The organism is Candidatus Acidiferrales bacterium (assembly GCA_035934015.1).
Lineage (GTDB): Bacteria > Acidobacteriota > Terriglobia > Acidiferrales > UBA7541 > DAHUXN01.
The window spans coordinates 148,466-174,492 of record DASYYH010000003.1 but is presented as its reverse complement, the minus strand read 5'-3'; the positions used below and the strand labels follow the sequence as shown (position 1 = coordinate 174,492).

Genomic DNA, 26,027 nt, shown 5'->3' with positions numbered 1-26,027 from the left:
TATAAAGGCGAGATTTTCGTTGGGTCGTTTTCAATTCCATAGCCGGACCAAGTTTAAACGAGGAGGAATCATCGCATTATGAATCGCAAATGGTTGTGTGGGATGGCTGCATTTGTTTTTGCCATCGCCGTCGTGGGATGCAGCAAGAGTTCGAATGAATCGTCAAGCCAGGAGCAGTCCGCCGCGCCTGCCGCTACGAAGACCGTGGATATGGCTACTGTCGGCTCCATCAGCGGTGTCGTAAAGCTCGATGGCGCGCCACCGAAATATAAGCCCATCAACATGAGCGCGGATCCCTATTGCGTCAAGGCGAATCCCAAGCCGGTCTTCCCGGATGAAGTTGTCACCGGCGATGGCGGCACGCTCGCCAATGTTGTCGTCTATGTGAAGTCCGGTGCCGAGGGCTATTCTTTCCCCACGCCCACGGATCCCGTCACCTTCGACCAGAAGGGTTGCATGTATACGCCGCACGTCGTCGCGCTCATGGTCGGCCAGCAGCTTCAGGTTCTCAATAGCGACGCAACCACTCACAATATTCATCCGACGCCTGCCGACAATCGCGAATGGAACAAATCTCAGCCGCCTAATGCTCCGGCCATTACGGATACTTTTGCGCGGCCCGAAGTCGCCATTCCCGTCAAGTGCAATGTCCACCCGTGGATGAAGGGTTATTTTGCCGTGATGGCCAATCCGCTGTTTTCTGTCACCGCCAAGGACGGCAAGTTCGAAATTAAGGGCGTTCCTCCGGGCACGTACACAGTCGAAGCCTGGCAGGAAAAGTACGGCGTTCTCGATCAGACGGTAACCGTTGCCGCCAGCCAGGCCGCCACGTCGGACTTTACGTTCAAGGCGCAGTAATTGTATTTGAGTGGCACAGACTCTTAGCCTGTGCGCTTTAACCAGGTTTCGTGGGTGGCCCATCCTTCGCTGCTGTCGCGAAGGGTGGGTTGCTCAAGAGCCCATGCAGTGCAGCTGTTTTTCCTTGTGAACGCCTCGCGGCTCGCGGAAATATTTGTTTCGAGTTTTGCTTCATAGTGTAGGGACGATCGAGTTTTGAGAGAAGCAGGAAATCCCGCGCTGCATCGCTTCGCCGTGCTGACGGCCTTCTGCACGTTTCTTTTGATCATTGCCGGCGCGCTGGTCACTAGCAACCAAGCCGGCTTGTCCATTCCCACCTGGCCGTTCGCCTATGGCACCGTTTTTCCGCCCATGGTCGGGGGCATTCGCTGGGAATGGAGCCATCGCCTCGCTGCCGCCACGGTCGCCATACTCACCTCCATTCTCGCCGTTTTCATCTGGCTGCGCGAATCGCGCCACTGGGTCAGGATTTTGGGTGTTGCTGCGTTTCTGCTTGTCGTGGCTCAGGCTCTCCTTGGCCGCTTCACCGTAAAGACTTTCCTCGACCCTCCCGTTTCCGCCGCTCACGCCACTCTCGCTGAGCTGTTTTTCATCGTCACCGTCAGCCTCGCCGTGTTCACCGGCAAGTGGTGGGTCAGTGATGTCCCGCAGCTCCACGACGAAGAATCTCCCCGGCTGTTCGCGCTCGCCTTGGCCACCTCCTGCGCCATTCTTGTGCAGATTGTTCTCGGTGCTGCGTTTCGCCACAATGCTTTCGGCATTATTCCGCATCTCATTGGCGCCGTCGTCGTCACGGGAATGGTTTTTTGGACCGTCCTTGCTGCGGCCACGCGTTTCCGCAAGGTGCGCGACCTGCGCGCGGCCGCCCGCTATCTCGAAATCCTTCTCGGCCTTCAGATTCTCCTCGGCGGCGCAGCCTATTGGGCTGTGCTCGCCGCGCGCGACGCCGTCCAGCCCACTCCGCTGTACGTCATCATCACCGTCGCGCATGTCGCCGTGGGCGCGCTGACGTTCGCTGCGAGTGTCTTTCTCACTCTTCGTTGCTATCGCATTCTGAAGCCTTCGCACGAAGCGCACGCGGAAGCTTCCACCCAGCGGGTGCCTTCATGAGGCTCGCATGATGACTCCCGCGACTCCAGCAACCAGCGCTCGTGCAGCCGCCGCGCCCGCCATGGCGCGCTCCTATGCGTATTTGCTCTTGACGAAGCCCGATGTCACTTTTCTCGTCGTCCTCACCACCATGGCCGGCTACTATCTCGGTTCCACCGGCTCGTTCAGCTCCATTGGCATGTTCAACGTCGTCTTTGGCACGTCGCTGGTCGCTGCCGGCACCGCTGCGCTCAATCACTGGACCGAGCGCGCGAGCGATGCCAAAATGCGCCGCACCTGTGCGCGTCCTTTGCCCATCGGAGCCCTGCGTCCCGCCGAAGCTTTCGCCTTCGGCGCTGGTTTGATCTTCGCTGGCGGTCTCTATCTTGCTTTGCTCGCGAATTGGCTGGCCTGCGCGCTCGCTCTTTTGACCACGCTGCTCTATCTCGGCGCCTATACGCCGTTGAAGAAGCGCACCACGTGGGCCACTGCCGTTGGCGCATTTCCCGGCGCCATTCCGCCGCTCGTCGGCTGGGCTGCTGCGCGTGGCGGGTTGAACGAAGGCGCGTGGCTGCTCTTCGGCATACTTTTCCTGTGGCAGTTCCCGCATTTCTATTCCATCGCCTGGATGTACCGCGAAGATTATTCGCGCGCCGGAATTCAAATGCTGCCTGTCGTTGATGCGACTGGTTCGGCCACGTTCGGCCAGATCATTTTCACCGCCGCGGTCTTGGTTCCCGTTAGTCTACTGCCTTCGGTAATCGGCCTCGCGGGGATTCGTTATTTCTTTGGCGCTCTGGTCATCGGCATGTTGCTTGTCGAGGCCTGCCTTTGGGCTTCGCGCAATCGCACCAACGTTCGCGCCAAATGGCTTATGCACGCCACCGTCGCGCACATTCCGTTGCTGCTGGGCTTGCTAATGTTCGATAAAGTGGTGAAGTGACAGCTCATCTTCTCGGACCATTTGTCTTGAGGAATCGTTTGTGATGAGCTGTCATCCTGAGCCTGCCCGCCGTGGTGGATGGCGAGCGGAGCGAAGGATCTGCTTTTTGGGCTTTCCAGAATGATTGCTTTAGCGAGGTGTGTTGCGCGCTGTCATCCTTCGAGTTTTGCAGCACATCGTTAGATTCGAAAAGAAAGGTATTCGAGGCGAATTATGATGGAAGTTCTTGCATTCTCCGTGATCCTCGTGCTTCTCTCCTTGCTCGGCTTGGTTTGGGACGTCGCCAGTGGTCTCATCACTTCCGGCGTTGACGGCATTCTCCTCGCGCTCGTCTGCCTGATGATGGGCGGAATTTTCTCGCTCCAGATTCTCTATACGCTCTGGTGCCATCGCAAGGACTCCGCCGCAGGCGGCGGGAAGTAGCTCGCCTCCGCCCGCATGTCTTCTGCCGCGCTTTCGTTTCTTCCCGCTCTAAACGCCTGCCTCAATGGCTTGAGTGCCATCCTCGCTACCACGGGCTATCTCATGGTTCGCCGCGGCAAAATCCTCGCGCATAAAGCCTGCATGTTGTCCGCCGTGGTTTGCTCCGCCGCGTTCCTCTTCTTTTACGTCTATTTCCATTTGCGCGCCGGAATTGTCCGTTTCACAGGTCACGGAATCATCCGTCCCGTCTATTTCACAATTTTGACCACGCACACGATTCTCGCCATCGTCATCGTGCCTCTGGTCTTGACCACGCTCACCTTCGCTCTCCGCGCGCAGTTCCAGCGCCACAAAAAAATCGCCCGTTGGACGCTCCCGCTCTGGCTCTATGTCTCCCTCACCGGCGTCATCGTCTACTGGCTTTTATTTGTGTTGTACGCGCCGGCGTCGCCGTCTTAGCATCGAACTATGCACTCGGCCGCAGAACCCAATTCTGTCCCTGGCTCCGCTGGCAGTCCGAGTCCAGCCGCTCCGCCCCGCCAGTCTCTCAGCAAGCGCTGGACTCTCGCCATCGTCGTACTCACTCTGGCTTTCGTCCTCATGCCGTTTCTTTTCTGGCGCGCCACGTGGTTCGGCCGGCCGCTCACCGATGTGCAGCTTGCCGACTATCTCAATCCCAAATCCAATCCTCACGATATCCAGCACGGCCTTTCCCAGGTCGCCGATCGCATCGTCCGGAGCGACCCGACCGTCAGGAAGTTTTATCCGCAGGTCATCGCCCTCTCTTCTGATTCCGATGCTCCCATTCGCGCAATGGCGGCATGGACCATGGGTCAGGACAACACTTCGCCCGATTTTCACGCCGCGCTTCTCCCCATGTTGAAAGATCCCGATCTCACCGTCGCGCGCAACGCCGCGCTGGCGCTTGTCCGCTTCGACGATACGAGCGGCCACGACATCATCGTCTCCATGCTCAAAGCCGCGCCCGTCGCCTCTCCGGCAGCCGGCACGCTCCAGACGCGCCTCAAGCCCGGCCAGACCATGAATCCCGGAACGCTCCTCGCCCGCATCCAGACGTCCGGCAGCGAAAGGGAAGTGCGGTCGCAAATATCCGGCACTCTCGATCGCTGGCTTTTGTCGGATGGTTCGAGTGTCACCGCGGGTCAGGATATCGCCGTCGTTTGGCCCAGCGACGACGCGGTGTGGGAGTCTCTTCGCGCTCTTTACCTCATTGGCCAGCCCGCCGATCTTGACGCCATCTCGCCTTACGCCCGCGGCGGAACCGGCGCGCCGCCGCAAGTCGCCGAGCAAGCGCGCCTCACCATGCAGCAAATCCGCACGCGCGCGGCATCTTCCGCCCCGTCTCCGTCGCCGCAATAGAAGCCATTTTTTATCCAGGCACCTAGGTCGTTGCATTCGAAGGAACGCAAGGCTATAGTTCGTCCATCTCGGTCGGGAGCAGGGCCCATCACTATATAGATTCTTCAGAAATTGCAGGCAGTGCCCTTGCTTGCTCACATTTTTTGGAGGACATAGCGCATGAAAGACAAATTCTCGGTTGCGCTAATTCTCGCGCTTCTCGCAGTGCTTGCTAGCGGAGCAATTGTTCTCGCGGATCGCGCCGCCCCATCTTCCAGCTCCTATCTCTTTGTATGGGCCGGGGAAATGAATGTCGCTGCCATGATGCACCAAGCAGAAGACGCTCGTCGCGGCCGCGATTTCCTTGCCGTATTCGACGTGACGCCGAAGGCGGGCCGCTACGGTCGCCTGGTCGTGACTTTGCCCGTCGGAAATTCCGCCGATATGCCGCACCACACTAACTACGCGATGCCTGCCGACAATGTCCTTTTCGCCAACGACTTCGATGCGGCCAACACATTCATTTTCGACTTGGCGGACGCCGTCCATCCGAAGCTGAAATCCTCATTCGGCGCTGCCGGCAGCTTCACCCATCCCCATAGCTTTGTGCTATTGGAAAATGGCAACACTCTCTCGACTTTTCAGCAGCAGGGAAACGACAATACCGCGGCCGGTGGGCTTGTCGAGCTCGACCCGCAGGGTCGCGCCATTCGCTCCGCTTCCGCGGCCGATCCGCAAGTCGACAGTTTCATTCGTCCCTATAGCCTGGAAGTCGTTCCGTCGCTCGATCGCGTCATCTCCAGCAGCGCAGACATGTACAAGAAAGACGACAGCCACGTCATCCAAGTTTGGCGCCTTTCCGACCTCAAGTTGCTGAAGACCATCGCGCTCCCGCATGGTGTCTTGTCTCCCATGATTGCCGAGAATTCATCGGAGCCCCGCGTCCTTGCCGACAGGCGCACCGTCTTCGTTCCGACCTTCACCTGTGGTCTTTATCGTCTCGACGGGCTGGAAGGCGCGAATCCTTCTGCAGCGCCGGTTTACGATTTCGGTGGCAGAAAATGCTCCGTCCCGGTTGTCGCTGGCCATTATTGGGTTGAAGCCCTCGAAAGCACCCATTGCATCGTCAGCCTGGACGTCTCCGATCCTTCACATCCGAGAGAAGTGGGGCGAATTGTTCTCGGAGACAACGATCTGCCCCACTGGCTCGCCCGTGAGCCTCAAGGCAATCGCATTGTCATCACCGGCTATGGAGACCTCTTCTACCGTCTCCTCCTCGCGAGAATCGATTTGGCCAGCGGCAAATTGAGCCTTGACGACAACTTCCGTGAGGAGGGCTCGGATAAGCCCGGATTCAGCTTCGACCGCGCTTGGCCCGACGGCTGGCACGGCCCCGCGATCCCGCACGGTGCCGTTTTCGGCCTCCCGGCGGCCAAGTGAAATTGATGGTCGCGTACCCGGCGGCGAATCCGCGGCCTCTTCCTCCGCAACCGCTCCATCGCCACAATAGAAGCGATCTCGTAAGCGGTTCCAGTCGTAGGGTTTGCCTTCAGACCCTCCCGTTTGCTTTCCGCTCCTGCGCTGCTTGTGCACTCGCGGTGCCAGACAACTTCTGGCCATGTTGCTGGAATAATTGCAGTTTGCGTCTCAAACACCTTGCATCCAGCATCATCCTTGCGGAATCTGATATAATGGCTGTGCTTGTGAATTGACAATTTACCCTTTCCCATTTTCGGGAGGACATTCGAAATGATTGCTCTTACGCCGGTTGCGGTTACCAAAGTTAAGGAGATCATCGCACAGCAAACTCCTGTGCCGGCCGGTCTGCGCGTCGCCGTCGTCGGTGGAGGCTGCTCCGGCTTTAGCTATCACATGGCCTTCGAAAATCAACCCAACGAGTCGAGCGACAACATTTACGAATTCGATGGTCTCAAGGTCATGGTCGACCAGATGAGCGAGATGTACCTCGACGGCGTCTCCATCGACTACATCGAATCCCTCGAGGGCTCCGGCTTCAAGTTCAATAATCCCAACGTCAAAAGCACCTGCGGCTGCGGCTCCTCCTTCAGCGTCTAACCGCTTGTCAGGGATCTCGAATGCGCGAGTACGTGCTGTTCATCTTCTGCTTCAGCGCGCTCGTCCACAGAACATTTGGAAGAGCGCTATGAAAAAACTCCTGAACGGAGTCGATAAGGAGCTCCGCCCAACTGCGTCAGTTAAGTTGCTGGTCAGCCTGAAGGCATTCAGGAAGCGTCTCGATCCGGATTCCACCCCACGCCGGCGCAAACGATTCCAGCGGGACTTGAACGCGTTGCTTAACAGCAATATCCATTTGCGGGCCGCGGCAAAACGATATCTCTCGAAGGAAACCAATCGGCATTGCAAAACAAGTGCCGCGCTAGAGAAAAGGGTCGACAGACTTATTAAACAGCTAGAACGCAAGGGGAAAACGCGCGTGAAGTGAGCCGTTTCCCAACTTGCGGCGAATAGCCTGTCATCCCGAACCCAGCCCGCGTGGCTGCGATAAGAGGCCCACCTGAAAAATGTCGCGGGATGGCGGTGAGGGACCTGCTGTTCGTTCTCGCCTTCCACTCGCCACTAGCCACTCGCTTGCCCTGAGCGCAGCGAAGGGCCACTCGTCACTGCCTTTTCTAGCCACTCGCCACTAGCCACTCGCCACTGCTTTTATGTATGCTGATTCTTCTCGATGAAAATAGCCCTCGCCCAATTCAATCCCACCGTCGGCGATTTCGCCGGTAATTCCGCGCGCATGCTCAAAATGGCCGCCGACGCCAAACATCGCGCCGCCGATCTCGTCGTCTTCTCCGAACTCTGCCTCTGCGGCTATCCTCCGCAGGATCTCGTCGAACGCCCTGAATTCCTCAAACGCAATCAAAAGGAGCTCGCCTGCCTCGCCGAAAAAATGCCCATGCCTGCCGTCGTCGGCTACGTGGGCAAGGCGCAGGACAACACCGGCAAGCCCGCCGCAAACTGCGCTGCGCTTCTTGCCAATGGTGAAATTCAATTCAAGCAGCGCAAAATGTTGCTCCCGACCTACGATGTCTTCGACGAGTCCCGTTATTTTCAGCCCGCGCGTTCCCAATCCAATTTCGTCTTTCAAGGCGAGCAGCTCGGCATCACCATTTGCGAAGATTGCTGGAACGACAAGCAATTCTGGATTCAACGTCTCTACGAACGCGATCCCGTCGCCGAACTCGTCGGGAAGGGAACTACGGTTCTTCTGAACATCTCCTCTTCTCCTTACAATCTCGATAAGCGCAGCTTGCGCATCGACATGGTGCAAGCCATCGCTCGCCATCACAAAGTCCCCGTCGTTTATGTCAATCAGGTCGGCGGCAATGACAGTCTCGTCTTCGATGGTTCGAGCCTCGCCGTCACCGCCGATGGCAAACTCACCGCGCTGGCTCACTCATTTCAGGAAGATCTGGTTTTCTTCGACGTTTCCTCGGGCACCGGCGACATTCGTCCGCAGCCGGATGACGAACTCGCCGCCGCGTATCAAGCGCTCGTCTGCGGCACGCGCGACTACGTCCGCAAATGCGGATTCTCGAAGGCTGTCATCGGCCTCAGCGGCGGAGTGGATTCCGCTCTTGTCGCCGCGATTGCCGTCGATGCTCTCGGCGCAGCAAACGTTCTCGGTGTCACCATGCCCGGGCCGTATTCCTCCAAGGGCAGTGTCGTCGACTCCGCGCAGCTCGCGCAAAACCTCGACATTCAATACATTGTGCTGCCGATCACGGAGACATTCGAAAGCTATCGCCGCGCTTTTACAGAAGCGTTTGCCGACCGTCCGGAAGACTCTACGGAAGAGAACATCCAGGCCCGCATTCGCGGCAATTTCCTCATGGCTCTCTCGAATAAATTCGGCTCTCTCGTCTTGAGCACCGGCAACAAATCCGAATACGCCGTCGGCTATTCCACGCTTTATGGCGACATGGCCGGCGGCCTCGCCGTCATCTCCGATGTGCCCAAAGTCATGGTCTACGAACTCGCGCGCCTCGTGAATCGCAGCCGAGAAATCATTCCGCAGGCGACTCTCACCAAGCCTCCCTCTGCCGAGCTTCGCCCGGGCCAGACCGATCAGGATTCTCTTCCGCCCTACGACGTCCTCGACCGCATCTTGAAGGCCTACGTCGAAGACATGCGCAGCCCCGAGGAAATCTCCAGCCTTCACGGCTTTCCGATCGAACTCGTTCGCAGCGTCGCGCTCATGGTGGACCGCAGCGAATACAAGCGCAAACAAGCCCCGCCGGGCCTCAAAATCACATCGAAGGCCTTTTCCGTCGGCCGTCGCTTCCCCCTCGCCAACAAATTCATCCCATAGCGAGCTACCCAATGCGCGCGCGAATTCTCCGACGTCGGATCCCGAAAACAGAAAGTGAAACAACAATGAAAGACGAATTGCTGCGATTTGACGGCGCTGTCGAGCGCAGTCCCGCCATCGCTGCCTGGATGAAAAAGCATCCAGGTGAATTGGGAGCTATCGCGCAGCGCTGGTTCCACGTCATGCGCAAATGCGGCGACGAAGTCCGCGAGCTTTTGCATGACGGCTGTCCGGTTGCATGTCTAGGCGACGCGCCCTTCGCTTACGTCAACGTCTTCACTTCGCACGTAAACGTGGGCTTCTTCCACGGCGCGGCCCTGCCCGATCCAGCCCGCCTGTTGCAGGGCGCCGGCAAGGCCATGCGCCACGTGAAGCTGACGCCGCGAACGCCGACAAACGCCGCAGCGTTATCCAAGCTCATCGACGCCGCCTACTCGGACATAAAATCCCGCGTCGAACACGGCTAGCTCAGGCCCAGCGCCTCCCAACATCCGCTGCCCCATCCTCGCAACGGTACAACTTTTTTCGTCCTCAGGAATTCATACTCCTACGCTGCCACATTCGCTAGAATCTATATTCATCTCAGGAGACGCTTCATGCCGGAGCAAGCCGTGAAAGGCCGCATCTTTCGTTCGCTTCACGAACGCAATCAAACTTTCATCATCCCCAATCCCTGGGATGCCGGTACCGCGCGCTTGCTTGCGCATCTTGGTTTCGAAGCCCTCGCCACCACGAGCATGGGATACGCATTTTCCAGTGGCCAGCCCGACAGCACCATCGGACGCGACCGCATGCTTGAGCACATTTCCGCGCTCGTCGCCGCCACAAATCTCCCTGTGAATGCCGACCTCGAAAACGGTTACGGAGACGCTCCGGAAATCGCCGCCGCAACCATCAAGCTCGCGGCCGATGCCGGCGTTGTCGGTGGCTCCATCGAAGATACGACCAACGATCCCGCGAATCCGATCTACGAAAAGGAATTCGCCGCCGAACGCGTCCGTGCTGCCGTGGAAGCTGCGCGCTCTCTGCCGTTTACTTTCACTCTCACCGGCCGCGCCGAAAACTATCTGCACGGCCGTCCCGATCTGAAAGACACAATCGCTCGCCTTCAGGCATATCAGGAAGCTGGCGCCGACGTCCTTTACGCCCCGGGGCTTGCCACAAAGGAAGACATCGCCGCCGTCGTCAAATCCGTCGATCGCCCTCTCAATGTCGTCATGGGTCTGCGCGGCGTTCAGCTTAGCCTCGCCGAGCTCTCCGCGCTCGGTGTTCGCCGCATTAGCGTCGGCAGTGCGCTCATGCGCACCGCTCTCGGTGCTTTCTTTCGCGCCGCACGCGAAATGCGTGAGCAGGGCACGTTCACTTTTGCAAAGGACGCTGTGAATCCCCGCGACATGACCGCCATCTTCAGCGCCTGAGCCGCGCGGGTGCCCCATCCTTTGCCTTATGTGCGCCGCACTCGCGCACAGCAAAGGGTGGGAAAGCCCCCTCCAGTAAGTGATATGCTCTGGCCGTATCGAAAGCAGGTTGCGCGAGCGGTATTTTTCCGCGAGAAGAATTGAGGAGGGAGTTTCACCATGCAGATTCGGAGCGTGAACTTGTCCGTATGGAGAAAGCCTGCGCGCGCTGCACTTTTTGTTTTGCTCGCGCTGGGGCTTTTTTCGATGCGCGTGTGCGGCCAGACGGCCTCAAAAGCCGCGCCCGCGAATTCGCAAAATGTCCTCCGCTGCAATGTAACGGACGGATTCACTCTGGCAGCCGTTGGCGACATGATCGTTGCGCGCCCGATCTCGGGGATTCAGGACGAGGGTTTCCTCGCAACTTCGCAAATTCTGCGCGACGCCGACGTGGCCTTCGGCAACATGGAAGGCACACTCGTTGATATTCGTCACTTCAAAGGCTACCCAGGAGCTGAAAACGGCGGCGGGCCGCTGATCGACGTCCCAGAGGTCGCGCAGGATTTGCGCGCCATGGGGATACGGCTGGTTTCGCGGGCGAATAATCACACCACCGACTGGGGCCTTGAAGGCATGCGCGAGACGGACAAAGCGCTCGATGAAGCGGGCATCGTTCATGCGGGAACGGGAGAGAATCGCGACCTTGCTCGCGCGCCACACTTCCTCGACACGCCGAAAGGCCGCGTCGGCATCGTATCCATGGCTTCAACCTTCACGCCGATGTCGGTCTCGACGATGCCCCTCGGCGAAGCGCCCGGGCGTCCCGGCCTCAATGCCCTGCGGACCACAGAATGGGAGCTTGTGACGCCGGAGATGCTCGAAAACCTTCGCAAGATCTTCGATGCCGAGCCGCAAGCCTTCCGTGAATTTAATGCGCCGATCAAGCCGCTAAAGCCAAACGAATTGCAACTGTTCGGCGTTTCTTACCGCTCCGCTCCCAGTGTTGGATTTTCATACGACATGAATCCGCTCGATCTTTCCGAAATTCTTGCCAGCATCCGCCAGGGCAAGGAAGATTCCGACTTCATGATCGCGACCACTCACACGCATGAGCCCGACAACTGGAGCGACACGCCTCCCGATTTTCTCGTGACGCTCGCGCATGACGCCATCGATGCCGGCGCCGACGAATTCATCGGCCACGGGCCGCATCAACTGCGTGGCATCGAAATCTACAAAGGCAAGCCGATCTTCTACAGTCTGGGCAATTATTTTTTTGAGCTGGATCAGCAAACCCCGGCAGGCCGCGATCAGTACGAAGCATTCGAAATGGATCCGTCAAAGGTCACCGACTACGAGCTGAACCAGATCGATCTCAAAAAGTATTTCAACAGCGAAATCTGGTATCAGAGCGTAATCGCTGTGAGCAAGTATGAGCACGGAGAAGTCTCTGAAATCCGCTTGTATCCGGTGGAACTCGGATTCACGATGCGCGGTGCGGATCGCGGTGTCCCGCGCATCGCCTCGCCGGCGGCGGCGCAGGCCATCCTCGCAAGGCTGCAAAAACTCTCGCAGCCGTTCCACACCGAAATCCAAATCGATCACGACGTCGGCATCATCCGCCTGGCGCAGTAGCCCCGGCAATCGGCAAAGGCGTCGCGCTAAATTGATGGAGAAACACGTATCGGTTTATTTCTTCCCGCTCGTGGCCGGCATTCCCAAATTCCGATAAATCCTCCATCGGCCATCGGCTTCGCGCTCCCACACCGTCAGATAATTCCCGCCGGCTTTGTGCCCGTCCGGATACGTCGCCCACGATTCGCCCCATTCATACACAAAATTCCCGCGCTGCACCGATCCCACGCTCGTCACCGTCGCCGACACCGCCTTGCCCGTCTTCGCCACGCGCGCCTTGAGCGACGCTTCGATCGCCGCGCGTCCTTTTTCGCATGCGCCGCTCGGCCCGCACGAAAGCGCATCTTCCGCAAAGGCATCCGCGACGGGCGCCATGTCTCCGCCCTTCATTGCGTCAATCCACGCCTGATTTCCCGCGTCAATGTCTTTCCGCGCCGCCGCGCCGATCGATTTCGATTGCCCAAAGCCCGCCGTCGCACTCAGCAGAACAGAAATAAGAAAAACTACAGTTAGCAGAATTCGTCGCACGTCATCACCTCAGTTTTGTGATCGTCTCGGCGCAAACCAATCGCACCGCCATCGCCTCGCCGTCGAAAGTATCACAGCCCGCCCGTGCAATGAGCCATGAAATCACCGATTTCTTCGTACTATACCTATCTTTTTCCTTGACTCTAATCTAACGATCTAGTATATAAATTGCCCTAGGCTGGAGAGCCAGCCAGACAATTCGCGCAGGAGAAGTGCAACGCCACCTGTCGGTGGCGTTTTTCGTTTATGGAGCTGTCAAACCACAATTCGACGCACCAATCCTCGCAAGTCGCCTCAAATCTATTCAATCTAAAGGAGAAAACCGGAAATGTCCCCGAACGACCCTCCTCACAAAATCCTTCTCGATCCCAAATTCTATAAGACCATCTCTGCTCGCCGTACATCTCAGGGCCTTCCGCCGCTCGGCGATAGTTCGCCCTTCGCTTCAGCCCCCGCGGACGATGCCGACGAGCGCGAACAAAAGGCTCTCGACGAGCTCCGCCGCCGCGCCGCCGAAGAAGAGGTCGAAGAGGAGAGAAACGCCCGCGCCGCTCGCAGCAGCGCCCGCCCCATCCTCAAGCATCGCCGCGAGACCATCCCCGGCTTCGACCGTCACCGCCGCAAATGCCAGATATGCAATCACGACTACATGGAAGACATTGAAGAGGCGTACTTTAACTGGACCAGCGCCGCCTTCATCCTCGAGCAGTTCGATATCGCATGTCAGGACACCATCTACCGCCATGCCCGCACCGTTGGCCTCGATGTCCAGCGCCGCGAAAACTCTCGTTTCGCCATCGAAAAGCTCATCGAGGACGTTGACCATGTCACCGTCACCGGCTCAACCGTCATTCGCGCCGTCCGCGCTCTTTCTCTCATCGACGGCAAAGGCCGCTGGACCGACCCTCCCGCGAAGCACATCATTCTGAGGGCCAAGGACCTGTCCTGCCAGGGCGTCGCCTCCATCACCGGCCCTCCGCTCACCCTAAAGCCTGCCGACGCCCTCATCGCCCCATCTGTGACTCAGCCCGCCGCTCCCTCGGCGAATTCAGGCCCACAGCAATCAGTGATCAGTTCTACCGCCTCGCCGGCCTCAACACCCGAATCGGCGCCTCCTCCCAATCCTCTGCCGTCTGAGGGGCGGGGAAAAGAAGGCTCGTCACTCGTCGCTAATCACTCGCCACTGAATTCTAATCGCTTGTCCTATGAAGAATTAGAAGTTGACCTAACTCACACAAAACAAAAGGGGGGAGGTCGTTCTAATCGCTGATTCTTTCGACTTTTTGAAAAACTTTGCGATTTCGGACACTTGCCGAATCCATGAAATGGAAGCCAAACGCGGGCAACGAGGTAAACATGAAGAAGGGAATCGCCCGCGGCTCAACTCGACCAGCCACCGGCATTCGGCTCAACGCGACGACGCGGGCAAGGCTCGTCTTTGCCAGTCACTCGTCACTAGTCACTCGTCACTTTTTTTTCCGGCGGGCGGCTTCGATGGGGGCTTCTGGTTCGGTCATGCGGATGGGGTCGAGGATTTCTTTCATGAGCTTGTCGTCGAGGAGCTTGCGTTCGAGGGCGATTTCCGTGACCGTGCGGCCGGTCTTGACGCTTTCCTTGGCGATCTCTGCCGCGGCCAGATAGCCGATATATGGATTGAGCGCGGCGGCGACGGAAATCGTGGCGTTGGCGTAGAAGCGGCAGCGCGCCTCGTTGGCCTGAATGCCGTCGATGCATCTCTCGGCCAGTTGGCGCATGGTGTTCTTGAGGATTTCGGCGGCGTGCAGGACGTTCCAGGCCATCGCCGGCATCATGACGTTCAATTCGAGCTGGCCGGCCTGCACGGCAATGGCCGTGGCGGCGTCCGCGCCGATGGCCTGGAAGCCGACCATGGCGGTCAGCTCGGCCATCACCGGGTTCACCTTTCCCGGCATGATGGACGAGCCGGGCTGGAGCGTAGGCAACATAATCTCGGCGAGACCGGTGTTAGGCCCGCTCGAGAGCAAGCGCAAATCGTTGGCGATGCGGATCAGCTCCAGCGCGAGATTGCGCAGCGCCGAGGACGCCATGGACATCGCGAGATTCGATTGCATCGCGTAGCGCAGGTCGTCGGTGGCGATGAGTTTTTGGCCGGAAACTTTGCTCAGTTCGGCGACGACGAGCTTTTGGAATTTCGGATGCGTGTTGACGCCCGTGCCGACGGCGCTGCCGCCGAGGCCGACTTCGCGTAGAAAATCCTGTGCGCTGCGCAGCGCACGAATGGCGCGGTTGATTGCCGTCGAATAGCCGCGAAATTCCTGGCCGAGCCGCACCGGCACCGCGTCCATCATGTGCGTGCGGCCGGATTTCAGAATGTGATCGAACTGTTTTCCTTTGCGCGCGAGCGACGCTTCGAGTTTTTCGCAGGATGCGACGACTTCGTCGAACAAAAGCAGGGAAGCGAGGCGCATGGAAGTCGGGAAGACGTCATTCGTGGATTGCCCGAAATTCACGTGATCATTGGGGTTTACGACGGAATAGTCGCCGCGCGCGCCGCCCAGAAATTCGATCGCGAGATTGGCGATGACTTCGTTTGCGTTCATGTGAAACGAAACGCCTGCGCCAGCCTGATAAACATCGACGACAAATTGGTCATTGAGTTTTCCGGCGATCACTTCATCGGCAGCGCGAAGGATCGCGTCGGCAATCTTGCCGGGGACGAGCTTCAATTTGCGGTTTGCCAGCGCCGCAGCTTTTTTTACGTATGCGATCGCTTGAATTAGTTTTGGGTGCGCGCGATATCCGCTGATCGGATAATTCTCCACGGCGCGCTGCGTCTGGCTGCCATAGTAAGCATCCGCCGGAACCTGTTTTTCTCCCAGCGAGTCCTTTTCGATTCGCGATTCCATTCTTTTCGCTCCAATCCCAGGATAATGACGAGCTACTTTAGCAGTATTTTGCCTCCATTGTATCTCTCCACTTCTTTATCGCTCTCATGCGGCTTTGCAGCATGTCCCACAGGCCATATTTCATCTAATCCGTAGACTGGAATGAAAATGACTGGTGGAGGAAGCCGCGACCTAAATGTGCGACGTCGCGAAATGAGCGGGCAGCGAAGGGTGCGGAAAGGCCAGGCGGTGAAACGCGAAAGGGCAGGCCAACATAGCGGGGGCGCGCAACAACCGCATTAGGCAATTTGAAAAGGTAAGCACAAAGGCAATGAACGCAAAAAACGCAAAAAAAACCAAAGGACAGGAACTCATGGCAGGAAAGGCATCGGTTCCCATGCTTGCGAGCGCGATGCAGACGCGCGAAAGGATTCAAATTCAGTGAGACGCACAACTGACAACGCGAGAGTTCACGCCACTCGAACGACCGTCTCGACCAGCTCCGATTTGGCGGCCGCCTTCCCGCGAGCCTTTGGCATGGATTTCGGAGGAAATGCGCGGCGAGCCCCAGTCGAGCGTTCGCATACAGAGCTCTCTTTGAGTAGCGGTGGAGCCGTGCTTTGGGCAATGGCAAGGGCGTTCTCTATCGCGCGAGAGTCGGGAACAAGCGCCGACATCCCAAGCAGCAGAGAATCCTTCCAACGCAAAGACGTCCGGCCAGAAGCACGCTCTCGCTGCCGCGCAAGAATCCAATTGGCGATGCGGGTCTGTACGTGGAGCTCGACCCATTCGTCGAGAATCTCGATCATTTGTTTTCGCAAATTGGCCCGTTCGTTTAGGCGCGCCAGTTCAAATGCCTCGAGCGTTCTATTCGAGCAAGTGGCCAGGTATTCCAGCATAGGCTTGGTTGTTTTCATTCCTTATCCCCCGGTAAGTAATGAAACAAATGGTTCAGCGAGCAAAAGAGTATACACAATGCATTAACAGTACTGCTGTGTCAATAGTCTATTACGTGGGGCTCGGCGGCGGCCTCTTATGATGCCGCAGCCATATTCAAGGGGCAGAAGGGTCAGGGAGGGAATTATGACCAGTGCCGGTGAAATTGTATCGCGCGAAGCATTCCTGCGCAAAGCCCAACGGCAACGCAACCGGGAATACATGCAGCGATGGCGGGCGAATCCCGAAAACCGGCTTAAGGAGATCGAGAGGCGCATGCGAAATAACGCTTTTCGGCGGCAGCAACGGCGGGAGTTTTCCTTGCGCAAGGTCTGTGCCTTTTGCCATGCGCGGCTGGCCATAGAGCATGTAGAGCGCCTGGTTGTCAAAGGCAACGCGTTCCGCGTAGTGGTGGTGCCGTATTGCGGTCAGTGTTAGAGCTGTGAGGCGTGTCGCGACAAGCGACAGGAGCTGTTCCGATATGCCGTAGAACGCGGCAATAAGCGACAACGAACGGCATGTCGCGGCAGAACGCGACAGAAAAGCACAATTTGTCGTATTTGGCGGTCCTTGACCGCGAATTTCGCCAAATGAGGAGAGGAGTTGCGGCAAGCAAACTTCAACACGGGTTTGCGCGGCGGGCTTTTTGACGCCAAGCACTATGCGCGAATGGGTCCCGCGATCTGGCTCTACGGGTGGTTCGTTCTGCGGCAGACGCGGGAGTGCGACGGCGTAGGGTTGGTGCTCGGTGGACACCCGGTCAGCTATCGTGAGATCGAATCCGAGACGGGCTTCTGTCGCAAGACGCTTGAACGCTGGATGCATACGCTGCGCCGCGCCGGCTATATCGAGACGTCCGCTGCGTCTGCTGGCGTTGTGGTCCGAATCACAAAAGCGAAGAAATTCTTCAGAGCGGCAAGCGGCAAAGTTTTCCACAGCCCTGTGGAAAACCGATTTGCACAATCCTCAAATTTGAGGACGGAGAGCCGCAATTTCGACGCCTGCGCTCCTCAAACTTGCGAAGAGCCACCGCAAAATCGAGGGAGGTGTGGAGCGCAACAGACTGATGCGCGTGCACATGCGCCGAGGATAGGTAGTGGAGAAATAACGGAAAAAACCAATAGGATCTGTACGACCAGCTCCTATTTCCACAGCCCACAGGAAAAGAAAACGCAAAACAAAAATCCCTGTTCGGAAAAACGCGAAGAAGCGCACGGATTTGAGCGCATCGGCAGCGACACGACGATCGGCGTGCTGAAAGCCGAAATGCAACGGCGCGAGTGGCGTTTCCGGCGCGACCAGCGCGAGGAAGCTCTGCGGCGCGAATTGCGCGCCGGGGCAGGGCCGCAGCTGGATCGGGAATGAGCATGAAGCGAAATGTCGGCATAAGAACGAGCATACGATGAGAGGCTTGCTGCGCTGCGAGCTAGGACACGGAGCGACGCCGCGTCGCGGGTGGCGGATGGCGTGGTATGAACCGCGCCGGCGCATCGGCGTATTTTTCCCCGTGCCGCTCCACTGGCTGGCGCGCGCAATCCGCGAATTCGTTTGGCGCATAGGCCTGGCGCGGCGTGCGCCGACACGTGAGCAGCAAGACGTTTTCGATCTGCATCGCGTGCAGCACGAACGCCAGAAACTCGCAGCGGAATACGCGCGCGGCTACCTCCAGGGATGGCACGAATGCCTCGCCGAGTGCATCGAGACGCTCGAGTCCGCAGACGAAGATCCGTGGAGCAATTGAACCGGCCACCAGCAGCGGGCGCAGCGGAGAAGTCGCCAGCTCAGCCGCTCGTGCAAGGGGGGGATGATGAAGCCACAGGAAATTTTCGACTCGTGCCACGCACGCTATCGCGGGCTTCGCGCGTATTTGAAAGGCCAGATGTCCGCGATAGATCTGGATACGCCTTCCTCGGGCTATCTGTGGCGGCCCGAGCGAGCGCGCGCGGAAGAATACGTCGCCGATTTCGAGATGATCGCGGAACGTGCGCTGCGGCGTCCGGAATGGAAAGGCCGTTTGAAGCTCTTTCGCATTTATTTCCTGCGCGACGCCGACTACGGCCGCGCCATCACGCTCGTCGGCGTTTCGCCAAACACTTTCGATTATTGGACAAAAGAAGTGAAAAAAGCCTGCGGCCGCGAATTCAGCCGCGCCGGCCTCTATCCTCCGCGCCGGTATTTTCAGATGCACGGAGAGTAAATCCATGCGCGAACGTGTCTGCTACGCTGAAAGTAAAAAGTCGCACAGTTCACGGATTGACCACATCCCAATCGCGGCACTGACAAAATGCGAACGCGCGGCCTGCGTTTGCTCCTTTGCGTAAATTAGTGCCGATCGCCGTGATGGTGGCGCCACTGCCAGTATTCGTCCTGGTCTTCGCGGCTGCGGTACTTGAAATTTTCGTGTCGGCGGTGGGTTTCGTGTTCCCATTGCTCGTAATAGACCGCTTCGTCATGATCCCAAACGTGGTAATCGTGATAGTCGGGATCGTAGACGCGGTAATATCCGTGCGCCGCGCATCCGCCCATGGCCACGAGCGCCGCAAAGCCGCCGATCAGCAGCAGGGAACTAAGCCATCGGGAAACGTTGCTGTAGATTTTGCGCATGTGCTTCATCCTCCTCATGAGTTTGTCATCCACTGTCCCGTGGCTGCCGGGAAAATTCGCAGGATGTGTTTCGGGGAGAAACGCACGCGCTGGGAGGATGCCCCGTCACGCTGCCTGCATTCTTGCAAACACCGCGCGCGGGGAAAAGTTTCGCCGCCACGCGGCTTTATCGCAGAAAGTCTGCTTGCCGCAAACGCGCTGCCGGGCGGTGCGGATGCAAAAAGAGAGCTAAAATCGAATAATCAGCGCTTCGGAGATCTGGAAATTGTGCTGATGGAAGGGCGTGCCGAGCGTCGCGCCGGGATACGTGACGATGGTGTCGCCAATGTCGAAGCGCAGTGCGGCGTGTTTCGTCGCGCGATATTCGATGACTTCGCCGTAGTTGAACGCGAAATCCGTGGCGTTCGAAAAACCAAGCAGGCCGACGGGGTTATTCGAACTGGTCTGATACGCCAGCCTCGTGGAGAAAAATGGCGCGACCGCAGGCGAAAATGCCGGCAGGGAAGACGGAATCACGCTGCCCGAATTGTCCAGCACGCGGCTGAAATTGACGAAGCCCGGCCGGACCACGCTGTAAAATCCCCATTTGCGCGTCGTCGGCCCAAAGCGCAGGCCGAAGAGTCCTTCCGTGACGCGCCCGCCGGAAATCGCCGTCGGCGCGCTGCCGTTGTCGCCGAAAAAATCCATCGTGGAATCAAAACTCACCCAGCTCGAAAAATTGTAGGTCAGATTCGCGCCCAGGCCGTTGTTGGTGGTCATGCAGGTCGCGCCGCTGCTGCAGAGCGTAGGCAGATTGAGCGTCGCATAGTGCGCGCCCAGTTCCCATTTGGAGTTGTCGGCGAAATTTTGCGCGCGCGCAGAGGGCGCGGCGGCCAAAAGCAGCAGAAGTGCGGCAAACGCCGGCAAAAAAAGCGGGCGCTGCAAAATCGTGGCTGACTTGCGCATGGAGGCTCTCCCAACTTTCGTCAGTGGGTCCCGGCGCCGCAAGCTTGCTGCCTGTCGGCAGGCGCCGCCATTATCGCGCTCGCCTCACTTCCGCGCAAGGAGAAATGCCAAATTCACGTTAGAATATCGGCATGCCACGGGTCGCCCGGATACAAATCGTCCGTAGTGCATCCTCGCGCGCGGAGCGCCGCGCATGACTGCCGCTCGCCTGGCCGCGCTTGTCGTCGGCGCGCTGATCCTGATCTTCGTTTTGTGGGAAGTCTTCGAGACGATTATTCTCCCGCGGCGCGTGACGCGCATGATTCGTTTCGCGCGCTACTACTATCGCGGAAGCTGGCTCGCCTGGCGGCAAATCGTGCGCTGGATGGCTCCCGGCAGCCGCCGCGAGACGTTTCTCAGTTACTTCGGACCGCTTTCGCTCCTCGGACTTTTTGTCGTTTGGGCCGTGGCGCTGATTCTCGGTTTTGCGCTGATTCACTATTCTGCCGGCTCGGCGATCAATCTCGCTCCCAATGAACACAGCGGTTTCCGCGCCGATCTGTATCTGAGCGGCACGACGTTTTTCACTCTCGGCCTCGGCGACGTCACGCCGCGCACGGAACTCTCGCGCCTCATCACGGTTCTCGAAGCGGGCCTCGGCTTCGGATTTCTGGCCATCGTGATTTCTTATCTGCCTGTGCTCTACGGCGCGTTTTCCAGCCGCGAAGTGAATATCTCGCTCCTCGATGCGCGCGCTGGTTCGCCGCCCGCCGCTTCCGAACTTCTTCGCCGCCATTCCGAACCGCACAGCGTGGCGGCACTCCAAGAGTATTTGCACGACTGGGAAATCTGGGCCGCCGAGCTGATGGAAAGCCATCTCTCGTACCCTGTGCTCTGCTATTTCCGTTCGCAGCACAATAATCAATCCTGGCTCGCCGCGCTGGCGACGATTCTCGACACGTCCGCGCTGCTGGTCGCCTACGGACAGGGCCCCGTGCGCTGGCAGGCCAAGCTGACATTTGCCATTTCGCGCCACGCCATCGTGGATCTTTCGCAGGTGCTCAATGCGCCGCCGCGGCCCGGCGCGCACGAACGCCTCCCCGCAGAAGAATTGCAGAAATTGCGCGAACTGCTCATCGCCGCAGGACTTTCAAAGTGCAGCCACGAAGAGGACGCGCGCCTGAATCAGTTGCGTCAGATGTACGAGCCTTACATCCTCGCGCTCTCCGACCGCCTGCTCATGCCCGTGGGCGGCTGGGCGCCGGAAAAAGCCATTCGCGACAACTGGCGAACTTCCGCCTGGGCGCGCATCTCCGCCGACGCTGCGGCTTCCTCGCGTCCTCACGCCGCGCATTCCGCGCATCGCGCCGCCTCGCTCGACCCCGACGAAGAAGAGCATTTCTAGCGCGCCTTTCAACTTCACGTTCGCGAGGAGAGGGTCCGCCTCTATTCCGTGATCACATGGTCCGCCCATTCTACGAGTCTCACAAGAATCGCTGGGCTGCCGAACTTCGCTCCCCACTGGTCCAGATCCGACTGCATCACGCTTCGCGCGCGTGAGCAGGCGCCGCACGCGTAAATCTGAATATGTTGTGCCACTACTTTTTCGAGCGTTTCGCTCAGCGGCGGCCAGCCCACCGGCACCACGGCCGAGACTTCGGATTTCCTCATCAATCCGACCGCCTCGCCCAGCAGAAAAATCTGTACGTCGTGTCCCGCTTCGGAAAGCGCCAGCCCGTGAAGGAACGGAAACGCAGCCTTCGTGGGATCGTCCGAGCCCCACGCGCTTTTCATCATAATTTTCAGTTTCTTCTTTTCCGTCGTCTGCGCCGCTGCGGCGCCTGCGGCCAGAAAGGGTAGAGCAAGCAACTGTGACAGGAAGCGTCGTCGGAACATGATTTTCTCCTTAGGTGATAGGTAAAATATTTCGCGGAGAATACGCTCGTTCCGTCGCGATGTCCAGCCGCGCTCGCTTGCGTTGAAAAAAACGCCCGCGTGGAAAACTCCTGCGAGCCAGCGCGAAACCACGAAGCAATTGCGTTCGGTTTTCGATAGCTCTGATCCCGGTCATGCGCTGACTGGAATTCGCTTGACCAACTGCGCTAAGATTCGCGCCACGGAACTCCCTAGGCCAGGGTCGCACATAACGCGCGCCAGTTGAACCGCTTGCTTGCGCGCAAAGGAGTCAGGACATGACCTTCCTCGCGTACCCCGTTCCCGCCGTAAGCGGTAGCTTGGCGCTCGTCGCCTTCAGCACCGGCCGCATCGCGCTCGCGATTGTTCTTTCCGCATTTGTTGCTTCCTTCACGGATTGGTTTTTCGGCGGCACGCTTTTTCATAGCAAATACATGGCCTATCCGGAAATTTGGCGCCAGAAGCCCGGCGACCGCGCCGCCGAAAACGCCGCCGTCGCGTGGGCGATGATTCTCGGCCTGCTGACGTCCGCCGCCTTCGTCTGCGCCTGCCTCGCCTTTGCCATCTCCGGTTATGCGCACGCTCTCGAGTTCGCCGCGCTGATTTGGCTCGCCGTCCCCTTGCCGCTGCTCATCACCAACGCGCTTTTCATCAAGATGCATCCGCTCACCGTCGTCGCGCATTCCCTCGGCTGGCTCGCGCGTCTGGTGATCTCCGGCGCCGCCGTTGGCTGGCTGCTTTCCTGACGTGTCCGCCTGATAGCACAATCGCTACGTATCTCGGAATAACCTAACCCACATAAGACTTCGATTCCCTTGACGTTGGGTTTACAATGCGCGGCATTTGTACGGCCCATCGCGGAGAAATGTCACAATCCGCAGAGGGAGTTCGCATCACGCTGCGAAACTGCAAGGCACGCTTTCGTAATCTTGGCAACGCCACGAAAGGCCACAGCATCGGCATATCGGTGATTTCCATCTTCGATTGGACCGCCGCTTCGCATTTGCTGGCACCTCGATGCTGAACCAACCAGCGCGCCGTCACCGGAAACTACTGCTGATGGTCGTTGCCGCGCTGGCAATTCGCCTCGTCGTGATGTCCTTCCTTTACCCCGGACACTTGAATCCCGCGCGCGACCACTGGAAATTCGCGGGCGAAACCGGCCGCATCGCGCGCTCCATCGCGGAAGGGAAGGGCTACGCCAGTCCGTATTTCGCCGACACTGGCCCGACCGCGTGGCTCACGCCCGTTTTTCCTTATCTGCTCGCCGGCGTTTTCAAGATTTTCGGCATCTATACGAAGGCTTCGGCGCTGGTCATCCTTTCGCTCGATTGCCTGTTCGCGGCGCTGACGTGCATTCCCGTGTTTTTCATCGCTCTGCACACGTTCGGCGAACGCGCCGCTCCGTGGGCCGGCTGGATTTGGGTTTTCTTTCCCTACTCGATCCGCTTTTCCGCCGATTTTATCTGGGATACGACGCTTTCCGTTCTGCTGATGGCCATTTTGTTTCTTGTCGTTTTGAAGCTCGAATCCGTGCCGCGCTGGTGGCCGTGGTTCGGCTTTGGCTTGCTCGCTGGAGTCACGGCGCTCACGAATCCCGTCACGCTTGCGCCCATGCCGTTCCTCGCGCTGTGGATTCTCTGGCGCCTGTATCGCAAAAATCAAAGCTGGTTCGTGCCCGGCGCCGCGGCGCTCCTTGCCGTGCTCATCGCTGTTTCGCCGTGGTTCGTGCGCAACTACCGCACATTCCATAAATTCATTCCGCTGCGCTCCGGCCTGGCCTTTGAATTTTATTGCGGCAATAACAAAGACAGTTGGCACTGGGATCCGCCCGGCTATCATCCTTCCGATAACCAAACGGACTGGCAGGAGTATCAGCAACTCGGCGAAGTAAATTACATGGCGCTCAAGGGACGCGAGGCCCGCGCGTTCATTGCGAACCACAAAGCGCTCTACGCGATGCAAACCTTGCGCCGCGTTGTCTACATCTGGACCGGCTTCTGGAGTTTCAGCGCGCGCTATCTCGCCGAGGAACCATTCGATCCGCCGAACATTTTCTTCTGCACCCTGTTTTCGATTTTCGCGTTTTGGGGTCTGCGCGTTCTCTGGCGTTCAGCTGGCGCTGCGGCTGCTATGCCGTACACTATCGCTTTCATTTTTTTCCCTCTCGTCTATTACCTCACCCATCCGGAAGATTATTACCGCCGCCCGCTCGATAGCCTCATGGTCGCTCTCACGGCGGGAGCCATCGCCTCCTGGCGCGCTCGCCGCACCCGCAATTCCTCGTCGTCCAGCGTTTCCGCTGCGTGATTGACGTCTCCGCTCCGCGGACGTAGAATTGCTTTGCTCCTCAGCCGTTTGAGTCCTCCAAACACTGGCGCATCGCCGCAAAGGAGCCTGACATGCCGAAGACCCTCCGCTGCACGGATCTCATTCCCGGCTGTGATTTCGTCGCGCGCGGCGAATCCGAAGACGAAGTCGTTGCGCGCATTGCCGAGCACGTCCGCACGAAGCATCGCCTCCGCGCCATCACGCCGGAAATCTTGAAGCAGATGCGCGCGTCCGTGTACGACGAAAAAGCCAGCGCCGCGTGACGTCTCTGGCGTCGCCGCGGTTCTCGCCACGAGCGCACCGGGAACGTGTGCTTTGCCAATTCTGCGCGCTGCACAAATTAAGTGCATTGAAATTTTGCCCTTCGTTGCTGTTCCGCCATTGCATTCCCGCACGCGAGTGATATAACGCTGCGTTCAGGAGAAAACGAACTCAATCGAATGAGCGCTTCCATCCCCGCGGCTGCGGCGCCCTCGAATCGCCGTAGCGGTCGCCTTTTCTCTCGCAGCAAACTCAGCGTGCTTCCGCTTGCCGCCGCCACTTTTTTTATGGTCTCCGGCGGGCCGTACGGCCTCGAAGACGTCGTGCGCATGGCGGGCTACGCCGGCGCGATCGCGATTCTGCTGCTCACGCCGCTGCTCTGGAGCGTTCCCACAGCGATGATGGTCAGCGAGCTTTCCAGCGCCATTCCCGAAGAAGGCGGCTTCTACATCTGGGTGCAGCGCGGCATGGGACGCTTCTGGGGATTTCAGGAAGTGTGGCTCACGCTCGCCGGAAGCATCTTCGAAATGGCGCTGTATCCGACGCTCTTCGTCGACTACATGGGCCATTTCGCGCCCGCGCTCGTCTCGGGGCATCGCGCCATCGTCATCGAACTCGCACTCATCGTTGTGTGCACGGCGTGGAACCTGCTCGGTGCGCGCGCCGTCGGCGATGGTTCGATCTGGATGGCCGCGCTGCTCCTTGGCCCGTTCGCCATTCTGGCGGCCATTGCTTTCGCGCACGCCGGCACATTTTCTCCCGCGCACGCTTCGGCCGACGCATCGCCGGGCGTCATGCAGCGCGACATCCTCGGCGGCATCCTCATCGCCATGTGGAATTACATGGGCTGGGATAATACTTCGACCATCGCGGAAGAAGTCACGCAGCCCCAGCGCACGTATCCTCTCGTCATGCTCATCACTGTGATTTTCATCACTGCGAGCTACATCATCCCCGTCAGCGCCGTCGCGCGCTCCGGCATCGCCGCCACGGGCTGGACCACCGGCGGCTGGGTGGACATTGGCCGTATCCTCGGCGGCGAATCGCTTTCCATCGCCATCGCTGTTGGCGGCGCTATTGGCGCCATCGGAACGTTTAACGCGCTGACGCTTTCTTTTTCGCGTCTGCCGCTCGTGATGGCGCAGGATGGTTACTTGCCGCGCATCTTCGCGCGCACGTCCGCGAAATCCGGTTTGCCGTGGGTGGCGATCGTGGTTTGCTCCGTCGGCTGGGCCGCGTGTTTGTTTCTGAATTTCGAGCGCCTCGTCATCATTGACGTGCTTTTGACCGGCCTGAGCATTCTGCTCGAATTTTGGGCGCTCGCGGGTCTTCGCCTTCGCGAACCGGATTTGCCGCGGCCTTATCGCGTCCCCGGCGGTCTGCTCGGCACGATTGTCATCGGCATTCCGCCGCTCGCGCTGATGGTCGCCGCGTTCGTGCGCAATCGCACCGAAGCCATCGGCCGTTCGAGCTCGCTCACCGTCGCTCTCGTCCTCATCGCTCTCGGCCCGGCGCTCTATTTCCTCGCCCGCCCGCGCGCAAAGTCCGCACCCCTCGACGCCGAGACAAAGGTCGAAAGCGAAAAGATATGAATCTCGCCGATGCCTTGCACGGCA

The 26,027-nt window shown here is 58.8% G+C and carries 29 protein-coding genes; 22 read left to right on the top strand and 7 right to left on the bottom strand.

Annotated features, from left to right (window positions below; all coding sequences use genetic code 11):
- Positions 1-78 precede the first annotated feature (78 nt).
- The 13 genes from VGR81_01050 (at position 79) to VGR81_00990 (ending at position 12,049) form a co-directional block, all read left to right on the top strand.
- The gene (locus VGR81_01050; protein ID HEV2287521.1) at positions 79-858 is read left to right on the top strand and encodes a carboxypeptidase regulatory-like domain-containing protein; all 780 of its coding nucleotides are present in this window, start codon (positions 79-81) and stop codon (positions 856-858) included.
- 195 nt (positions 859-1,053) lie between these two features.
- On the top strand, positions 1,054-1,968 hold the full coding sequence (locus tag VGR81_01045) for a COX15/CtaA family protein (protein ID HEV2287520.1): 915 nt from the start codon (positions 1,054-1,056) through the stop codon (positions 1,966-1,968).
- A gap of 7 nt (positions 1,969-1,975) precedes the next feature.
- Positions 1,976-2,890 carry a heme o synthase gene (gene cyoE, locus VGR81_01040; protein HEV2287519.1) on the top strand — a complete coding sequence of 305 codons (915 nt, stop codon included), beginning with the start codon at positions 1,976-1,978 and terminating at the stop codon, positions 2,888-2,890.
- A 213-nt stretch (positions 2,891-3,103) separates the two neighbouring features.
- Complete coding sequence (locus VGR81_01035) at positions 3,104-3,313, top strand: hypothetical protein (GenBank protein HEV2287518.1); 210 nt, start codon at positions 3,104-3,106, stop codon at positions 3,311-3,313.
- Between the two features lie 15 nt (positions 3,314-3,328).
- The gene (locus VGR81_01030) at positions 3,329-3,772 is read left to right on the top strand and encodes a DUF420 domain-containing protein (protein ID HEV2287517.1); all 444 of its coding nucleotides are present in this window, start codon (positions 3,329-3,331) and stop codon (positions 3,770-3,772) included.
- 9 nt (positions 3,773-3,781) lie between these two features.
- Positions 3,782-4,693, top strand: coding sequence for a HEAT repeat domain-containing protein (locus VGR81_01025; protein ID HEV2287516.1), 912 nt, complete (start codon positions 3,782-3,784; stop codon positions 4,691-4,693).
- A gap of 159 nt (positions 4,694-4,852) precedes the next feature.
- Positions 4,853-6,112, top strand: a complete 1,260-nt coding sequence (locus VGR81_01020; GenBank protein HEV2287515.1) for a hypothetical protein — start codon at positions 4,853-4,855, stop codon at positions 6,110-6,112.
- 309 nt (positions 6,113-6,421) lie between these two features.
- Positions 6,422-6,748 carry an iron-sulfur cluster assembly accessory protein gene (locus VGR81_01015; GenBank protein HEV2287514.1) on the top strand — a complete coding sequence of 109 codons (327 nt, stop codon included), beginning with the start codon at positions 6,422-6,424 and terminating at the stop codon, positions 6,746-6,748.
- An 88-nt stretch (positions 6,749-6,836) separates the two neighbouring features.
- Positions 6,837-7,136 carry a hypothetical protein gene (locus VGR81_01010; protein HEV2287513.1) on the top strand — a complete coding sequence of 100 codons (300 nt, stop codon included), beginning with the start codon at positions 6,837-6,839 and terminating at the stop codon, positions 7,134-7,136.
- 243 nt (positions 7,137-7,379) lie between these two features.
- A complete protein-coding gene (locus VGR81_01005; GenBank protein ID HEV2287512.1) occupies positions 7,380-9,017 on the top strand; it encodes an NAD+ synthase in 1,638 nt (545 codons plus the stop codon).
- Positions 9,018-9,082: 65 nt separating this feature from the next.
- Positions 9,083-9,484: a DUF1801 domain-containing protein gene (locus VGR81_01000; GenBank protein ID HEV2287511.1), complete on the top strand. Its 402-nt coding sequence runs from the start codon at positions 9,083-9,085 to the stop codon at positions 9,482-9,484.
- A gap of 129 nt (positions 9,485-9,613) precedes the next feature.
- A complete protein-coding gene (locus VGR81_00995) occupies positions 9,614-10,435 on the top strand; it encodes an isocitrate lyase/phosphoenolpyruvate mutase family protein (GenBank protein ID HEV2287510.1) in 822 nt (273 codons plus the stop codon).
- A gap of 159 nt (positions 10,436-10,594) precedes the next feature.
- The gene (locus VGR81_00990) at positions 10,595-12,049 is read left to right on the top strand and encodes a CapA family protein (GenBank protein HEV2287509.1); all 1,455 of its coding nucleotides are present in this window, start codon (positions 10,595-10,597) and stop codon (positions 12,047-12,049) included.
- Between the two features lie 54 nt (positions 12,050-12,103).
- Here VGR81_00990 and VGR81_00985 read toward each other — a convergent pair whose 3' ends face one another.
- Positions 12,104-12,577 carry an SgcJ/EcaC family oxidoreductase gene (locus tag VGR81_00985; protein HEV2287508.1) on the bottom strand — a complete coding sequence of 158 codons (474 nt, stop codon included), beginning with the start codon at positions 12,575-12,577 and terminating at the stop codon, positions 12,104-12,106.
- Between the two features lie 328 nt (positions 12,578-12,905).
- Here VGR81_00985 and VGR81_00980 point away from each other — a divergent pair, with 328 nt between their 5' ends.
- Positions 12,906-13,847 carry a hypothetical protein gene (locus VGR81_00980; protein HEV2287507.1) on the top strand — a complete coding sequence of 314 codons (942 nt, stop codon included), beginning with the start codon at positions 12,906-12,908 and terminating at the stop codon, positions 13,845-13,847.
- 196 nt (positions 13,848-14,043) lie between these two features.
- Here VGR81_00980 and VGR81_00975 read toward each other — a convergent pair whose 3' ends face one another.
- From VGR81_00975 to VGR81_00965, 3 genes are all read right to left on the bottom strand, one after another.
- Entirely contained in the window at positions 14,044-15,462 is a 1,419-nt protein-coding gene (locus VGR81_00975; GenBank protein ID HEV2287506.1) for an aspartate ammonia-lyase, read from the bottom strand.
- Positions 15,463-15,911: 449 nt separating this feature from the next.
- Complete coding sequence (locus tag VGR81_00970) at positions 15,912-16,358, bottom strand: hypothetical protein (protein HEV2287505.1); 447 nt, start codon at positions 16,356-16,358, stop codon at positions 15,912-15,914.
- Between the two features lie 136 nt (positions 16,359-16,494).
- Positions 16,495-16,887 (bottom strand): hypothetical protein, encoded by a 393-nt coding sequence (locus VGR81_00965; protein ID HEV2287504.1) that lies wholly within the window; start codon positions 16,885-16,887, stop codon positions 16,495-16,497.
- 93 nt (positions 16,888-16,980) lie between these two features.
- On the opposite strand from VGR81_00965, the gene VGR81_00960 reads away from it, so the two are divergent.
- The 3 genes from VGR81_00960 to VGR81_00950 all read left to right on the top strand — a co-directional run bounded on the left by VGR81_00960 (position 16,981) and on the right by VGR81_00950 (position 18,574).
- Positions 16,981-17,742: a hypothetical protein gene (locus VGR81_00960; protein ID HEV2287503.1), complete on the top strand. Its 762-nt coding sequence runs from the start codon at positions 16,981-16,983 to the stop codon at positions 17,740-17,742.
- Between the two features lie 37 nt (positions 17,743-17,779).
- Entirely contained in the window at positions 17,780-18,118 is a 339-nt protein-coding gene (locus VGR81_00955; GenBank protein ID HEV2287502.1) for a hypothetical protein, read from the top strand.
- Positions 18,119-18,181: 63 nt separating this feature from the next.
- A complete protein-coding gene (locus VGR81_00950) occupies positions 18,182-18,574 on the top strand; it encodes a hypothetical protein (GenBank protein HEV2287501.1) in 393 nt (130 codons plus the stop codon).
- Positions 18,575-18,699: 125 nt separating this feature from the next.
- On the opposite strand, the gene VGR81_00945 is transcribed toward VGR81_00950, so the two are convergent.
- Both VGR81_00945 and VGR81_00940 read right to left on the bottom strand, forming a co-directional pair.
- Positions 18,700-18,981, bottom strand: coding sequence for a hypothetical protein (locus VGR81_00945; GenBank protein HEV2287500.1), 282 nt, complete (start codon positions 18,979-18,981; stop codon positions 18,700-18,702).
- A 228-nt stretch (positions 18,982-19,209) separates the two neighbouring features.
- Positions 19,210-19,926: an outer membrane beta-barrel protein gene (locus VGR81_00940; GenBank protein HEV2287499.1), complete on the bottom strand. Its 717-nt coding sequence runs from the start codon at positions 19,924-19,926 to the stop codon at positions 19,210-19,212.
- A 193-nt stretch (positions 19,927-20,119) separates the two neighbouring features.
- Between VGR81_00940 and VGR81_00935 the strand changes: the two genes are divergently transcribed.
- Entirely contained in the window at positions 20,120-21,310 is a 1,191-nt protein-coding gene (locus VGR81_00935; GenBank protein HEV2287498.1) for a potassium channel family protein, read from the top strand.
- Between the two features lie 41 nt (positions 21,311-21,351).
- Here the strand turns inward: VGR81_00935 and VGR81_00930 are convergent, their stop codons facing one another.
- Entirely contained in the window at positions 21,352-21,801 is a 450-nt protein-coding gene (locus VGR81_00930; protein HEV2287497.1) for a DsrE family protein, read from the bottom strand.
- A 296-nt stretch (positions 21,802-22,097) separates the two neighbouring features.
- Between VGR81_00930 and VGR81_00925 the strand changes: the two genes are divergently transcribed.
- The 4 genes from VGR81_00925 (at position 22,098) to VGR81_00910 (ending at position 26,003) form a co-directional block, all read left to right on the top strand.
- Complete coding sequence (locus VGR81_00925) at positions 22,098-22,565, top strand: DUF1761 family protein (GenBank protein HEV2287496.1); 468 nt, start codon at positions 22,098-22,100, stop codon at positions 22,563-22,565.
- Between the two features lie 271 nt (positions 22,566-22,836).
- Entirely contained in the window at positions 22,837-24,129 is a 1,293-nt protein-coding gene (locus tag VGR81_00920; GenBank protein HEV2287495.1) for a glycosyltransferase family 39 protein, read from the top strand.
- A 92-nt stretch (positions 24,130-24,221) separates the two neighbouring features.
- Positions 24,222-24,413, top strand: a complete 192-nt coding sequence (locus VGR81_00915; GenBank protein HEV2287494.1) for a DUF1059 domain-containing protein — start codon at positions 24,222-24,224, stop codon at positions 24,411-24,413.
- 177 nt (positions 24,414-24,590) lie between these two features.
- Complete coding sequence (locus VGR81_00910; GenBank protein ID HEV2287493.1) at positions 24,591-26,003, top strand: APC family permease; 1,413 nt, start codon at positions 24,591-24,593, stop codon at positions 26,001-26,003.
- Positions 26,004-26,027: the final 24 nt, after the last annotated feature.